The 14061-nt window shown below is 53.4% G+C and carries 14 protein-coding genes; 8 read left to right on the top strand and 6 right to left on the bottom strand.

The genetic code is table 11. The annotated features are described in order from the left end of the window. Nucleotides 1-313 (top strand): hypothetical protein (locus BP727_RS11015; protein WP_286858822.1); only part of this gene is annotated, 313 nt, incomplete at its 5' end. A 58-nt stretch (nucleotides 314-371) separates the two neighbouring features. After that, nucleotides 372-1031 (top strand): orotidine-5'-phosphate decarboxylase, encoded by a 660-nt coding sequence (pyrF, locus tag BP727_RS11010; protein ID WP_273271202.1) that lies wholly within the window; start codon nucleotides 372-374, stop codon nucleotides 1029-1031. 214 nt (nucleotides 1032-1245) lie between these two features. Here pyrF and BP727_RS11005 read toward each other — a convergent pair whose 3' ends face one another. The 5 genes from BP727_RS11005 to BP727_RS10985 all read right to left on the bottom strand — a co-directional run bounded on the left by BP727_RS11005 (nucleotide 1246) and on the right by BP727_RS10985 (nucleotide 6993). Beyond that, nucleotides 1246-3387, bottom strand: coding sequence for a Tex family protein (locus tag BP727_RS11005; protein WP_286858819.1), 2142 nt, complete (start codon nucleotides 3385-3387; stop codon nucleotides 1246-1248). A 139-nt stretch (nucleotides 3388-3526) separates the two neighbouring features. Then, nucleotides 3527-3721 (bottom strand): cold-shock protein, encoded by a 195-nt coding sequence (locus BP727_RS11000; protein ID WP_013719942.1) that lies wholly within the window; start codon nucleotides 3719-3721, stop codon nucleotides 3527-3529. 174 nt (nucleotides 3722-3895) lie between these two features. Then, nucleotides 3896-5797 (bottom strand): phosphoadenosine phosphosulfate reductase family protein, encoded by a 1902-nt coding sequence (locus BP727_RS10995; RefSeq protein ID WP_286858817.1) that lies wholly within the window; start codon nucleotides 5795-5797, stop codon nucleotides 3896-3898. A gap of 225 nt (nucleotides 5798-6022) precedes the next feature. Beyond that, nucleotides 6023-6454 carry a hypothetical protein gene (locus BP727_RS10990; RefSeq protein ID WP_157863785.1) on the bottom strand — a complete coding sequence of 144 codons (432 nt, stop codon included), beginning with the start codon at nucleotides 6452-6454 and terminating at the stop codon, nucleotides 6023-6025. A gap of 119 nt (nucleotides 6455-6573) precedes the next feature. Next, the gene (locus BP727_RS10985) at nucleotides 6574-6993 is read right to left on the bottom strand and encodes a hypothetical protein (protein ID WP_286858814.1); all 420 of its coding nucleotides are present in this window, start codon (nucleotides 6991-6993) and stop codon (nucleotides 6574-6576) included. 101 nt (nucleotides 6994-7094) lie between these two features. On the opposite strand from BP727_RS10985, the gene BP727_RS10980 reads away from it, so the two are divergent. After that, entirely contained in the window at nucleotides 7095-7997 is a 903-nt protein-coding gene (locus BP727_RS10980) for an ArsA family ATPase (RefSeq protein WP_013719938.1), read from the top strand. A gap of 76 nt (nucleotides 7998-8073) precedes the next feature. Here the strand turns inward: BP727_RS10980 and BP727_RS10975 are convergent, their stop codons facing one another. Next, nucleotides 8074-10233, bottom strand: coding sequence for a VIT domain-containing protein (locus tag BP727_RS10975; protein WP_286858824.1), 2160 nt, complete (start codon nucleotides 10231-10233; stop codon nucleotides 8074-8076). A gap of 226 nt (nucleotides 10234-10459) precedes the next feature. Here BP727_RS10975 and BP727_RS10970 point away from each other — a divergent pair, with 226 nt between their 5' ends. From BP727_RS10970 to moaA, 5 genes are all read left to right on the top strand, one after another. Continuing rightward, nucleotides 10460-11404, top strand: a complete 945-nt coding sequence (locus BP727_RS10970) for a universal stress protein (protein WP_276620840.1) — start codon at nucleotides 10460-10462, stop codon at nucleotides 11402-11404. A gap of 69 nt (nucleotides 11405-11473) precedes the next feature. After that, nucleotides 11474-12076: a DUF2284 domain-containing protein gene (locus BP727_RS10965; RefSeq protein ID WP_013719935.1), complete on the top strand. Its 603-nt coding sequence runs from the start codon at nucleotides 11474-11476 to the stop codon at nucleotides 12074-12076. Between the two features lie 102 nt (nucleotides 12077-12178). Continuing rightward, complete coding sequence (locus BP727_RS10960; protein ID WP_273271194.1) at nucleotides 12179-12559, top strand: Hpt domain-containing protein; 381 nt, start codon at nucleotides 12179-12181, stop codon at nucleotides 12557-12559. Between the two features lie 53 nt (nucleotides 12560-12612). Next, on the top strand, nucleotides 12613-13014 hold the full coding sequence (locus BP727_RS10955) for a hypothetical protein (protein WP_273467449.1): 402 nt from the start codon (nucleotides 12613-12615) through the stop codon (nucleotides 13012-13014). A 69-nt stretch (nucleotides 13015-13083) separates the two neighbouring features. Continuing rightward, the gene (gene moaA / locus BP727_RS10950; RefSeq protein WP_276620844.1) at nucleotides 13084-14019 is read left to right on the top strand and encodes a GTP 3',8-cyclase MoaA; all 936 of its coding nucleotides are present in this window, start codon (nucleotides 13084-13086) and stop codon (nucleotides 14017-14019) included. Nucleotides 14020-14061 lie beyond the last annotated feature (42 nt).

Here is a 14061-nt window from a genome sequence, read left to right as displayed (position 1 = left end):
TAAGGAGATCTTTCAAGAGCTTGCCGATTACTATGACAAGGATGGGTTTCGTTTCATCCTCAGGACGCCCGGCGAGAGGAACCTGGTCGCAAAGATCCTGGAGAGAAGGGGATTTTCGGTTAAAGTAATTGAGAGCTCTCGTGGTTATGTGGTGAAATTGAGCCGCAAGAGCAGATATTCCTGGGTGCTGAAGAACTCTCTCGCCCGAATTGAGACTGCTGAGTGGCGCATTTTCCTGATGAAGGACAAAGAATCGGTCAAGGAGGCCAAAAAGCTGGGGGCTAAGCTGGTAGAGGTGGATGTGCAATTTTGATTAGCATGAAAGGAATAAATACCAGAGAATATGACTGTATGGGTGGATATGAATTAAAATGAATAAAAAGAACTCTTTGATCCTGGCGCTGGACGTGCTCTCCCGGGATAAAGCCCTGGAGCTAACCGAGCAGCTCGTTGATCACTTCGATGCCATCAAGGTCGGCTATCCACTCATCCTCCATGCCGGCCTGGGGATAGTGGAGGAGATCAGCTCCATCTCCCCGGTCATCGCCGACCTGAAGATCGCTGATACTCCCAATACCAACCGCCTGATATGCGAAGCGGTGCTGGGTGCAGGCGCCGACGCCATAATCGCCCAGGCCTTTCCTGGAAAGGACTCCCTGGTCGCCTGTGCCGATTGCGCCAGAGGCTTTGGCGCCGACCTGTTTGTGGTCACGGAGATGAGCCACCCCGGTGCAGAGCAGTTCATGGCCCCACTGGCGGAGAGGATGGCCCGGCTGGCAGTGGAGTCAGGAGCCAGCGGCGTCGTAGCCCCCGCCACCCGCCCGGAGAGGATAAGGATGATCCGCTCGATAATCGGAGACAAGCTCATCATCTCCCCCGGGGTAGGAGCTCAGGGTGGCTCAGCCGGAGAGGCTCTGCAGGCGGGAGCGGACTATCTGATTGTGGGAAGGTCGGTCTATGGGAGCGCAGATCCCGTGGCTCAGGCAAAAGAGCTTGCTGCCCAGGTGGAGCAGTCAAGAAGATCCAATTAGCTGCCTGATGAGCTCAGAATACGGAGAATCTTCTTTGGCTCTTCGCTGAATTATGGGGGTGAGTTCAGGCAGAGAATATGGCCTCTGTTCCTCTGTGACTCTGTGGTTGGGTCAGAGCATAGCGGTTCACCACATAGGCATGGAGACGCAGAGAATTTGCGATTCAGTTCACCCATGCAAATAACGAGGAGCCTCTTCCTTTTTGCCAGATTTATCATTTCATGGAAAGGGATATCCTCTTTCTCTCCAGGTCCACATCCAGTACCTTCACCATGACCTTCTGCCGAACCCTCACCACGTCCCCCGGCACCGGGACATAACTTTTGGCAAGCTCGCTTTTGTGCACCAGGCCATCCTGATGCACACCCACATCCACGAAAGCTCCAAAGGATGTGACATTGGTCACAATGCCGGGAACGCTCATTCCCACCAGCAGGTCGCCGATCTCGTTTATGCCCGGGGCAAAGCTGAAGGCCTCGTACTCCCGGCGCGGATCTCTCCCCGGCCGGAAGAGCTCATTTAATATGTCCTGAAGGGTGCAGAGGCCGACGCCCTCCTCCTGGTTCATGTAGTCCTCCAGACTCAGTCCCGACAAAAGCCTCTCGTTCTCCACCAGCTCGCTGATAGAGACCCCGAGATCCTTTGCCATTCTCTCCACAATCGGATATCTCTCGGGATGCACGGCCGTGCGATCCAGCGGATTGTCCCCATCGTGAATGCGCAGAAATCCCGCCGCCTGCTCGAAGGCCTTCGGCCCCAGGCGGGGGACCGCCAGCAGATCCCGGCGGGAGCGGAATGGTCCGTGCTCATTTCTGTATCTCACCACTGCCTCTGCCAGCTTCGGCCCCAGGCCGGAGACCCGGGCCAAAAGCTCAATGCTCGCGGCATTGACATCCACGCCCACCTGATTCACGCAGGCCGCAACCACATCGTCTAAAGAGCGGCCAAGGCTTGATGGGTCCACGTCATGCTGGTACTGGCCGACACCAATAGCCTGGGGCTCGATCTTGACCAGCTCTGCCAGAGGATCCTGCAGTCGCCTGCCTATGGAGACAGCACCACGCACCGTGGCATCCTGATCTGGAAACTCGCTCCGCGCTCTTGCAGAGGTGGAATAGACTGAGGCTCCCGACTCATTGACAGGAACTATCGATATGCTTCGAGGCAGATTGAGCCTGCGCAGAAATGATTCCGTCTCCCTACCAGCAGTGCCATTGCCCACTGCGATCACCTCCACATCATTTTCCTGGCAGATCCTGGCCACCTTTGATCCCGCCTCTCGGGTCTTATTATGAGGCTCATGAGGGTATATCACATCGCTCTTGATCAGCCGGCCCAGTGGGTCGAGAACCACCAGCTTGCAGCCGGTGCGAAAACCCGGATCTACCGCCAGGACGCATCTTCTGCCCAGGGGTGGCTCTAAGAGAAGCTGGCGGAGGTTATCGGCAAAGATCTCTATCGCCTTCTCCTCCGCCCGCTGACGGGCTATAGATATCGTCTCCGTCTCAAGGGACTGGGCAAGAAGCCTGCGAAAAGAGTCCTGGGCGGCAGCCATGACCATGCCGGATGCCGGGCCGTCCCCCTTAATGAATATCTCCTCCAAGACCGCCAGGGCGTCATCTTCGTTCACCGCCAGGCGCAAGCTGAACACCCCCCTCTTGGCCCCTCGGAGGGCGGCCAGCAGACGGTGGGAACTCATGCGGGCAATGGGCTCGGAAAGCTCCAGATAGTCCCTGAACTTGCCCTCCTCCGGATGAGCATTCCCGGCCTTCGCCCGGCTCTCGAGGACGCCCGCGGACCAGAAGAGGGATCTCAATTCAGATCGGGCCCTAATATCCTCGCTGATACATTCGGCTATTATGTCCATAGCCCCCTGGATAGCCTCATAGACCGATGATACGCCCTTTTCGGGATCGATATAGAGGGCAGCCTCCTCTTCAGGATCGCGTTCTCTCTCATCCTGAGCGAGGATGATCCGGGCCAGGGTCTCCAGGCCGCGCTCTTTGGCCACCATAGCCCGGGTTCGTCTCTTGGGCCGGAAGGGAAGATAGATGTCCTCCAGCTCCGCCAAGCTTACAGCCTTCGATAGCTTCTCCTCGATCTCGGCGGTCAGCTGATTCTGTCTGGCCAAAGAGCGAATGATTGCTATTCTCCTTTCATCCATCAGTCTGGATCGGTTGAGGCTGTCGCGGATCTTGCCTATGGCTACCTCATCCAGATCTCCCGTGGCCTCTTTCCGGTACCGGGCGATGAACGGCAGGGTCGCGCCGCTATCAAGAAGATCCGAAACAGCCCCGACCGCCCTCCGGTCGAGCGATAGCTCTGAAGCTATCCTTTCAATGTGACGATCAAGCATATCGAGCTCCATCCAGGAGGGCGGAGATCAAATAGGCTATGCTCTATGCAAATCATAAATCAGAGAAAGGGGAAATCTGGGCCGGTTTCCCAGCCCATGAGAAAATGTGCTTTTATGAGATGTGCGCGATAATTTTGGATTACTCTTTTGTGACTCTGTCTGCCTTGGGGCCTTTCTCGCCTTCAACTACCTCGAAGCTGACCTTGTCACCCTCAGTTATGGTGACATCCGGCATGAGGCCGGTTGCATGAACGAAATAATCCTTACCGTCGTCGCCTGCAATGAATCCAAATCTCTTGGTTCTATTGAAGAATTTTACTGTTCCGGATACCATTCTGATTCCTCAGTGTGGTATTCTTGCTATTAATCGAATATTTAAATCTACTGGCAGAAGAAGCCCATGAAGATATAGACCTGGCAGCCTTTTCGCAGATCTTTCCTCTCAGCATGCGCTTGGCCCGGCAACCCTTTCATCGAGATCTCGATTGCTCCGCACCTGCGCCCAGCCTCAGCTGGCACCCAAGCCTTTCCAGATCTTCTTCGCCTCATCTATTGCTATGCATCCCCGGTCGCATTTCCCGCAATGATTGCACCTCTCCTGATTTACAACAATGGTATCTTCCAGGGTGATCGCCCCTCTGCTGCAGTTTCTAATGCAGATTCCGCATTTAGTGCACATCTGCGCCCGAAGTATGACTTCCACCACCTTCTGCAGAAGCTCTTCCGCCTCCTCTCTTCCGGCGATGATCATGATATGGCCGTTAGCAAAGACCGTTGCCCTTCCTTTATCAGTCTTCAGCAATGCGGCTCCCATATCCTCCTCATACTTCGCCTCACCCAGCATACCCAGAGCATTGGCCACACTGGAGAAAGGATGATTCTGGGGTGAGTTCAAGATGGCCTCAATGGAATACTCCAGGCCACATGGGGATCTGCCCCTCACCGCCTGAAGGGAGATCTCCTTTTTCATGCTGCCCTGAGAAGTTAGACCGATACCATAAGAGTCGGCCATCTCGGTGATCTTGGGAGGATGCCTTCGCCAACGCCAAAATCCCCAATCGACATATCTCTCATCAAGATCGTTCTTTCCTCTCCAATCATGGAGGAAGGAGTTCCAGCGGCTGTAGAGATTGGGGTGGCTCTCTTTTAGGCGGGAGAATTCAGACTGCAGAGATGCCGGGCAGAGCCAGCAGCCTATTCGTTCATAGTCCTCATCATAAAGAGGGTTGGGCACCTCACCATTCCAGTGGATGTAGAGCATGACCTCCAGGGCTCTCCAGTTGCGGATGGGTGAGAGCATGGTCTGGCCGGGAACATAGGGGTTCCTCTCCACTGCCTTTATGGAGGAGCGATTGAAGGACTCGTAGACTCTGCGTCCCTCAATGGTCACGCACCCTCTGGGATATTGCCCGGCCAAAAAGGAGGTCATCGGTCCAAGCTTATTGGTTTTGCAGCACCAGCGATAGTCTTTGGCAGGAGGGCCGAAGCTCTCAGCCTGCTTGAAAAAGTCGCTATCCCCTCTGATCTCATGCAGCCTGAGCTTATTGTTTGAGCAGAGCTTTTGCACATACTCCACGGTCTCGGGAAACTCCAAGCCCGTATTGATAAAGAGGACATCAATTCTGGGCATCAGCTTTCTGGCCAGAATGAGCGAGGCCAGGCTGTCTTTCCCCCCGCTGAACGATATGTTCACTGGAAGCCTGGTCCGGGAGAGATATTCCCTTATCTCGGCCATTGCTTCCCTCTCCAGGCGCTTCAGGTGCTCCGCATTGGCCTGGATGGTATCCTTCAATGTGGTTGGTCTGTCGCTCAGGACGAAGTCCCTCTGAGTTACATCCTTGATCCTGATTGCCTGGGCCTCATCTTTCCTGCGCACGGTTCCCACGCCGGAGAACTTCCCGATCCTCAAGACGAGGCTATCTCCTTCTTCTAAAGATGGGGGCAGGCTTACGATCTGATCCCTGGCCAGCCACTTGCCTTTTATGTGGCCCTTCAATATGGTGTCATGACAGACAACCAGGTTCTTCTTCGCCCTTTCTTTAAGCAGTGCAGCGCCAGCGATCTCCAGGTCCAGCCTGTGCTGATCTAGAGTGATATCAAACCAGAGGGTGGCAATATGTCGGCCCTCAAGTATCACCTGATCCCTCCGGTCCATTCCGGCGATCTTGTTGAGCAGGATCAGCCTGTCATCCAGGAAATCTGCTGCACCCCAGTTCTGCAGGAATAGCTCTCTGAGCAGGTCCTTTCCCCGGCGAGAGCAAAGGCGGACGTCGCCTGGGGGAGATAGGGGGATTCTGAAGCCTGAACGATGGCAGAGGGAACAGTCTTCCGATAGAAGAGGAAGGTTGCATTTCCTGCACCAGAAGAGCTCACTTGTGCCCGGAGAGAATGATCTTTTGCGGTCTTGCATGGATTTCTGCAGGGTTTTCAGCTGCAGGTATTTAACCTATCGGATTGACAGGAATTATCCGAGAATGCGAGGTCGTCCTGGGAGGACGATGTCTGCTTCATAAAAGCTGCGCTATCTTAGAATGAGTGGCTCAGGACCTTTTCCCTCGGGCCCTTCACCAAATCCTGAGCCTGCGTTATCTCTGCCTTAAGATAGTTATCAGGCAGCTTTTTCTCTGATGGCTTTTTAAATCTGCGGCCATTTTGGCATATTGGGATCATCCCTATACCAGAAAGCACCGTACCAGGCATCAACACCCAGATGCTTGTAATCCCAGGGCATCAGCTGCTTGTACAGCTCTTCACTAGGGCTGGGACACGTGGGACATTCAGGTGTTGGATATATGGGTGTGGGATATGTCGGACACTGCGGACAGATCTGGCATGATTGATAATAACTTGTTGCCTTAAATGGGGAAACTATTGTGTTTTTCGCTGTGCTTCCGATGATTTCCAGGTCTATATCTCCACGGCCATCGGCCACAACCTTCGTATCCTCCACATTGCTTCCCACAATATCCACGACCACTGATCCTGGGCCGCCAAAGGCCATGGCGCTTGATGCCATCAGAATCAGCATTGCTGCCAGTATAGAATACCTCAACTCATTCCCCTCCATTGGACATAATATTTAATGGATGTTTTATATATACTGAAAGTAGAAAAGCTTTTCGGCTGGCGGAAGAGACCTCTAACCGCCTGCCAGCCAGAGAGGCTTTTTTCCATCTTTCTTTGCCATCAGCCAGAGACGCCATTTCCCTGGCCCAGAGAGACTGGCTCTTGATCCATGGTTCCCGTATTCCAGTTGATCATGGGCTTATTGTAGCGGGTGGGAATATAAGAACTCCAAGGATAGCATAAAGGCCTTCTGAAGTCGTCCCATGGCGTGGTGTAGATCTTCGGCTCACCGCATGCGCCGCATTCATAGCAATTGCGGCACTGTGATTGTAAATCTTTAGCCAGAGCGCCTACCTGGATATTACTGGCGGTGCTCCCTACTATATCCAGCGCAACCGGAACGCCATCCAGCGATATGAAAGTGGTGTTATTCACATTGCTCCCAACGATATCCAGGCTCGCTGTCCTCCCGTCGCTGATACCTTGCGCCCAGCTAATGGACAGAATGAACACTGCAGTTAATATTAGTTGCTTCCTCATCCTTTCGCCCCCTTTTATAATTAATTTCATTAAAATGTCTTGAAAGTAGAAAAACCTTTTTATTAGCAAACAATTAAATCCACCCCCGATCAGTACAGGCCATGAAGCTCATTTATGTAGCAGGCAAGGGCGGCGTGGGAAAGAGCGTATGTTCTGCAGCGACAGGCATATGGGCCTCTGAAAAGGGCTTAGAGACCCTTGTCTTCTCCATGGATCCCGCTCATTCTCTCTCTGATATCTTCGATATAGACCTTGGAAGCCAGCCGAATAAGATCAAAGAGCATCTATTTGCATATGAGCCAGACCTTGCCGAGGAGTCACGCAGCTTCTTTCGCAGATATAAGAACATGATCACTGCGCTTTTCGGCCTCTTCGAGGTGGAGGTGAAGCCGGAGGACTTTGCCAGCATGCCTGGCGTCTCCGAGCTGATATTCATGGACAAGCTAAATGACATCTACGTCCAGAAGAAGTACGATCTGGTGGTCATAGACTCTGCGCCCACGGCCATGGTCCTCCCTCTGCTCCAGCTGCCCTCCATAACCACCGGATTTGTCACCAAGGTGCTGGGGATCAGAAACAAATGGATTGGGGTTCTCAATATGCTTGAATCGGGATTTGGGGATTCCATACTAAAAGAGGTGAGAGCCATGCGGCTGAAGGCTGAGACCATGAGAAATGCGCTTACCGATCCCAAGACCGCGAGCATCACCGTTGTGACCATCCCGGAGAAGGCGGCAGTGGAGGAGAGCAGACGGCTGATTGAGACGGTGCAGTCGCATGGAGTGAACGTCTCCGCCATTGTCATAAACCATGTGATTGGAGAATGCCCCTGCCAATTCTGCCAGGAGAAGATGGCCTCTCAGACCTCCTACATCCAGGATATCCGGAATCGCTACCATGATAAGGATATTGTAATTCTGCCCGACTACGGCGGAGAGGTGAAGGGTGATAGGCTGAACCGGGTGGCAGAGGACCTCTATGTAAAGGGGCAGATGGAGATATAAAGGAAAATAATGAAAAATCCGGGCCGGGCGAGCAGATATCTCCCGACCCTCCGGTTCGCTCATTTTTCTTGTTGCTCTAACCAGAACCCGAGTCGTCTTCGGCCACCGTCTCATAGGCCTGGCCCTCATGTACCACTATCACCCTCTCACCCAGGGCGAAGTAGCTTCCCAGAACCGGCACTTGGGAGATCAGATCGAAGTACTCCTCGCCCAGGAATGCCACCTTCTTCGTCTTCATGGAGCGGTCAAATGTGGTGTCTATCCAGGTGTCATTTCTCCAGAGGAAGGTCTTGCTGCCCACATTCTTCAACACCTCTGAGACCCGCACCATCTTACTGGTTCCATCAATCCCAGTAGAGACGGACATATTAACTGGCACCGCTGCCCCCACTGGTGCGGCGCTCAATGACTTCTGATAGACGGCTTTCTCTACCGCTGCTTCACCAAATGCAGGCTCAGCTGCCGCCGCCGCCATTTCCTCCTCGAAGTCTGAAATTATCTCCTCTCTTCCTTGGGTGCTGAAGATGTCCTTCTCCTGCACCAGGAAGGAGGTGTAAGGAGTGATTATGCCGTAGCGGGTGCTAAGGGAGACGATGGAGTCTATCCACTCCTGCTTCTCCCCGTAAAGCCGGATCTGAGTGAGATAGTATCCTACCGCCCGGGTGGCCCACAGACGGGGTATGAAGTCGTCGCCGCCCTCTTTCCGGAAGCTGAGATCTTCATAGGTATAGCTTCTCTCTTCCTGGTTGACCATTCCCTTCAGGGTGATTTTCGCCGGTCCGCCTTCTCTGTACCTTCCAAGCATGATGAGCTGAGAGCCGGCGAAAAGGTCCGGGATCCTCTGGGGATAGACCTGATCGACTATGATATCGCCCCAGTCTAAGGAGAGGTCGGAGAGGACGGGCATCTTCACCCTGCGGTAGAAGGCGCTGACCTCCTCATCGATCTCTTCCCCTGGACGGACATAGGTGCTCGCACCGCCGTGGTCCAGAGAGATCTGGTCCAGCAGGTCGGTGTCCACATCGTCGCCCACCCCAAAGCTGAAGATGCGCACATTATCCGGTGCCTCTCGCGCTACATTGTCAAGTATTGCTCCTGTCACCGTCACTCCCTCGGTGGGCAGGCCATCGGTGAGAAAGATGAGGGTGGTGGGGCGGACTTCTTCCGCCAGGCCCACCGCCTCGATCATCGCCCGGTTGATATCCGTCGATCCCATGGCCTCCAGGCGGTCTAAGAAATCCTTTCCCTTATCTGCCTGGGCGGCGGGCTCGAGACTGGGGCTGAAAGATCTGGTGGTAGTGGCAAAGGAGACGATAGCAAACCGATCCAGAGGATTGAGGTGATTCAGGACATATCTGGCAGCCTCCTTGGCCTGGTCCATCTTCTCGCCTTGCATGCTGCCCGAGGTGTCCAGGACTAGAATTATATCCTTGACCACTATCTCCTCTTCGTTTACCTTTACATCCGGTGCTGCCAGGAGGAGGAAGAAACCGTCTTGGCCCTCCTCTTTAAAGCTGAGCAGGTTCAGGCCGATCTTCTCGCTGCTGATGGTGTAGAAGAGCTCGAAGTCCCTGTCCGGCAGGACATCCGATTGCTCCAGTCCCAGAAGGGCATGGTAGTCATCCTCCCTATCTATGGAGACCTCATGGCGAGAGGAATAGACGGCCTTCAGCGGTTCTCGCGACTCGATCTGGGCCCTGACGACCAGATCTTCCAGCGGCCGGGAGGAGAAACGTTCTGTGCTCAAGGGATAGATGTAATGAACCAGGCCGTTTTCCACCGGCAGGATCTGGCTATACTCCAGCTCAATCTTGCGCTCTTCTCCTGGGGGGATGGGAAACACTGAGGCCTTGAGGGCCTTTCTGCCCACATACTCGAGCAGTGCCGGGTCTTTCATCCTCCGCACTACATCATCATATATTGTCCGGGCCTCATCAGCTTCCAGGATCTCGCCGTGCACTGCCTTTCCATCCACCCACATCACAAAATCGCTCACCGCAGCGCCCTCTGGCAGGGGAAATATGTAGGTTCCCTCAGCAGTCCATGGATTGTCATTGACGAAGACCTGATCCACCCGGGTGGTGGCCACCTGGTCCTTTATCTGGATGTCCACATGATGGTACTTGATGGCCAGAGACTGGTCTAGACGCACGTCCACTCCAGGTGGCGGATCGACGATGATGATTCCATCCGCTCCTGCGGGGCTCATCAGGCCTGAAGATATGGCAATTATCATTAGCAAGATGTATTTCCACATAATCCCACACTCGATATCAGCCCAAAAGAGCCGATAGATCTTAACAAATTATAATGCGTCATTGGTATAAATAGATCTTATCCTCATCATGGCCCTTGCCATCGTCGTTTGATTGATCCAAGACATATCGCCATTTTGATATATTTTGACGAAGACAGATTCATGAACAATTTCTGAGTAGAGAATAGGCGAGGGGTGAGAGAAAATGTTTGAAAAAGTTCTGATTCCGACCGACTTCTCCCGGTACTCCAGCAAGATGGCCGAATATGTAACGGAGATCCCAGGGACCAGAGAGGTAGTGCTTCTCAATGTCCTGGATGCCAGCAATCCCAAGCTCCTGGAGAAGAGCGGATGGAGCTATGACGCCATCATAAGCGAGGCGGCTTTTCGGCTCAATGAAGAGGCAAAGCTGCTCGCTAGTATTACCTGCAAAAATGAGGTTTCTCTCATGGTGAAGCCCATCCTGAAGGTGATAGTGGAGCCCATGAGTGGGGCGGATGGGATAAATCTCAATCCTCCGGAGCCCAGGCAGGATGCGGATTTTGTTTACGGAGGAACTGTGGGCGATGCCATTCAGAAGACGGCATGGGAGGAGAATGTATCCCTGATAATCATGGGAGCAGAAGGTAAGGGAATGCTGGAGGGGATACTGCTCGGAAGCGTATCCACAGAGGTGCTGCGCCAGGGTGAGACCGATCTATTAATCATCCGCCACAAAATGCTGGAAAAAGGTAAAGAGGCAAATATGGAGAGGTTCTGCCCAGATATCTTCTCCAGGATTCTGGTCACAACTGACCTCTCGGCGGCAGCAGAGGATGCCATAGTACTGGCAGGGGAACTGGAGGGAACAAAAGAGATCCTTCTGGCCCATGTAATATCCAAAGAAGAGGAGTTTGGCAGAGCGGCAGAAAAGCTTAATCTGATGCGTCAGGATCTGGAGCAGCCGGGAAGAATGGTCACCATCCATATCCTCAAGGGAAAGCCAGCCGATCAGATTCTGGAACTTGCCAAAAAGCATGATGTTTCGCTTCTGATCTTCAGCTCCCAGGGGAAGGGCTGGATCAAGCAGATGAGATTGGGCAGCACCTCATTCGATGTCGCCCGGCGATCGGATAGGCCGGTGCTGGTGGTCCGGCAAAAGACGGGCTGAGCCGGGCGCGGATAACGGATAGGTGAATAGAGAAAGGGGCAATGCAAATAAAGAACGGAGGCAGATCTTATGAATGATGAGGATCTGGACAGCATTCTCTTTGAGCTGCAATCGATCCATCCGGATATCCGTCCAATCTCCACCGATCTTATAGTTGTGGCGGATTGGGTGAGGCTGAAGTGCAGATACGGCTGCCGGGCCTATGGAAAGCACCTTTGCTGCCCGCCCTTTGCTCCATCTCCAGAGGAGATGAGAAGGGTCGTATCTGAGTACAAGACGGCTATTTTGGCCAGGTTCCTGGCGGAACCGGGACCGGGAAACGACCCCAGGCACATCCACCATTACCTCTGGGACTCCATTAATAATCTGCATGATACCGTCTACCAGTTGGAAACCAGGGCATTTCTATTGGGTTATTACAAAGCTCTGGGCTTTTATGCCCTACCCTGCACCCTATGCGAGACATGTGTAGGTGAGGAGATGCAAGAGAGTGGGGAGAAGATGAATCCCCTGGACGTTCTCAAGTGCCGGCATAAGGACAGGATGAGGCCCTCCATGGAGGGTTGCGGGGTGGATGTGTTCAAGACCCTGGAGAATGCCGGATACAGTCCCCAGGTGATCAGGTCTTATTCGGAGAGGGTTGTTCTCTTTGGGATGGTGCTGCTGGATTGATTCTCAGCCAGGAATTCACAATTCAATATTCTGAAAGAAGATAAGAATAAATAGTAAGAAATACGCAAACACGCATCTAATAGATTGCAAGGATGGGCTGAAATGACAGAAGGATATGAAGTCTCTGGCAATGCACTGGATCGATCGGTGCTTGCCAGCCTCAGAGAGCTGCAGGATGATGGCGATCCTGATATCATTGCTGAGGTGGGTGGCCTCTTCCTGGAGCATTCACCGCAAAAGATTGCAGCAATTCTGAAGGCGGTGGAGAACGGTGATGCAAAAGGGCTGCAGACCGCCGCCCACAGCCTGAAGTCCAGCAGCGCCTATGTGGGGGCGATGCGCCTTTCGGAGCTGAGCCGGGAGCTGGAGATGATGGGCCGCTCCCAGGTGATGGATGGAGCAGAAGAGAAGGCTGAAAGGCTGAACCGGGAGTATAAGCAGGTCATGATGGAGCTTGATGCAGAGATCCAAAGGTCGAATTGAAAGAGGCAAAACGCAATATGCATATGCTTATTTCAATATACACCTGATAAAGGATGATCCGGATGGAGTATCGCTTTGACAACTACATCCTGAAGGCTTTTCTTGCTTCGGGACTGCTGGCAGTGGTGATGATGGCCTTAGCTTTGGGGCTGATCCAGCTCTTCCGCTACGGGCCTGGCCTGCCTGCGTCCATTACCCTGATCCTGGCGGCGATCGCTTTTGTCCTCTCCGCCTCGTTCTTCGAGCGCTATGAGGTGGGGTCCATCATGTGGTCCATGCTGGTCTCCATCATCGCCACCCTGATCCTGGCCCTTCTCTCCGGGGGGATAATCTATGCCTTCTCCGAGAACATACACCCCTGGGAGGAGCTGCTCAGTGGCTTTGCTATCTGCATAATAATAGCCATGACCCTGCTCAGCTATCTCAAGCGCAGCCTGGGCGAGATAGAATATTAATATATATAAAATCTTAAGAAACCTTGCAGAAGAGAGTTCTAATACTAGCAACATAATGAACTGCCCGTAATGGCCGGTCAAATGGTGGACTCTTATGGCCGCAAAGTCACAGGCATACGAATCGCTCTCACCCCTCGATGCAATTTGAGATGCATCTACTGCCATCACGAGGGAGAGCTGCTGCCTGGTGGCGAGATTCCAGGAGATATGGTGGTGAGCATCGCCAAAGCGGCAGCTGAGCTTGGGATGCGATCTGTGAAGCTCACCGGCGGAGAGCCTCTCCTGAGAAAGGATCTCGATCTTATCATTGCCCGGATTCCCCAGAGCCTGGACATATCCATAACCACCAATGGCATCCTGCTTGCCGAGCGGGCTGAGGCTTTAGCCCGGGCTGGTCTGGACAGGGTGAATGTGAGCTTGGACTCCCTCCAGCCGAACAGGTATTGCCAGATCACCGGAGGAAGGCCTGGGGATCTGGAGAGGGTGCTGGCGGGGATTGATGCCTCAAGAGAAGCCGATCTCTTGCCCATCAAGCTGAATTTTGTGGTTTTGAAGAGGAATGAGTCGGAGGTCCCGGAGATGATCGATTTCTGCCGCCGGAGGGGTCTTATCTTGCAGTTGATTGAGCTTTTGGACATTCAAGGCCAGGGAATATCCGGAGACATTGAGGGGATAGAGAGGAGCCTTGCTTTCCAGGCGGATTCCATCCTAATCCGTGAGATGCACAGAAGGAAGAAGTATTTCCTGGATGGAGCAGAGGTGGAGGTGGTCAGGCCGATGGACAACACCGAGTTTTGCGCCCATTGCACTCGGCTGAGGGTGACCTCGGATGGTAAGATCAAGCCTTGCTTGCTAAGAAGCGACAATCTGGTCAAGATCGATAGCTGCAACCCGGAGAGGGTCAAGGAACTGCTGCGGGTGGCGAACTCGAGGAGAGAGCCCTACTTCGGCAAGGTCTGCCGGTCAGTGGCAGATGCCACTTTTATCGAATCGAAGATATTATAGTCAAATGGCAAAATGGGTCTCTGTAAACTACTCCGGCCTAAA

This window comes from Methanosaeta sp. UBA356 (assembly GCF_002496465.1).
Lineage (GTDB): Archaea > Halobacteriota > Methanosarcinia > Methanotrichales > Methanotrichaceae > Methanothrix > Methanothrix soehngenii.
The sequence above is the reverse complement of the archived record's forward strand: the minus strand, read 5'-3'. Positions and strand labels throughout refer to the sequence as shown.

Bases quoted from the DNA above. Each gene is read 5' to 3' on its own strand.
- pyrF (WP_273271202.1), top strand. From the start codon at position 372: ATGAATAAAAAGAACTCTTTGATCCTGGCGCTGGACGTGCTCTCCCGG.
- BP727_RS11005 (WP_286858819.1), bottom strand. From the start codon at position 3,387: ATGCTTGATCGTCACATTGAAAGGATAGCTTCAGAGCTATCGCTCGAC.
- BP727_RS11000 (WP_013719942.1), bottom strand. From the start codon at position 3,721: ATGGTATCCGGAACAGTAAAATTCTTCAATAGAACCAAGAGATTTGGA.
- BP727_RS10995 (WP_286858817.1), bottom strand. From the start codon at position 5,797: ATGCAAGACCGCAAAAGATCATTCTCTCCGGGCACAAGTGAGCTCTTC.
- BP727_RS10990 (WP_157863785.1), bottom strand. From the start codon at position 6,454: ATGGAGGGGAATGAGTTGAGGTATTCTATACTGGCAGCAATGCTGATT.
- BP727_RS10985 (WP_286858814.1), bottom strand. From the start codon at position 6,993: ATGAGGAAGCAACTAATATTAACTGCAGTGTTCATTCTGTCCATTAGC.
- BP727_RS10980 (WP_013719938.1), top strand. From the start codon at position 7,095: ATGAAGCTCATTTATGTAGCAGGCAAGGGCGGCGTGGGAAAGAGCGTA.
- BP727_RS10975 (WP_286858824.1), bottom strand. From the start codon at position 10,233: ATGATAATTGCCATATCTTCAGGCCTGATGAGCCCCGCAGGAGCGGAT.
- BP727_RS10970 (WP_276620840.1), top strand. From the start codon at position 10,460: ATGTTTGAAAAAGTTCTGATTCCGACCGACTTCTCCCGGTACTCCAGC.
- BP727_RS10965 (WP_013719935.1), top strand. From the start codon at position 11,474: ATGAATGATGAGGATCTGGACAGCATTCTCTTTGAGCTGCAATCGATC.
- BP727_RS10960 (WP_273271194.1), top strand. From the start codon at position 12,179: ATGACAGAAGGATATGAAGTCTCTGGCAATGCACTGGATCGATCGGTG.
- BP727_RS10955 (WP_273467449.1), top strand. From the start codon at position 12,613: ATGATCCGGATGGAGTATCGCTTTGACAACTACATCCTGAAGGCTTTT.
- moaA (WP_276620844.1), top strand. From the start codon at position 13,084: ATGGCCGGTCAAATGGTGGACTCTTATGGCCGCAAAGTCACAGGCATA.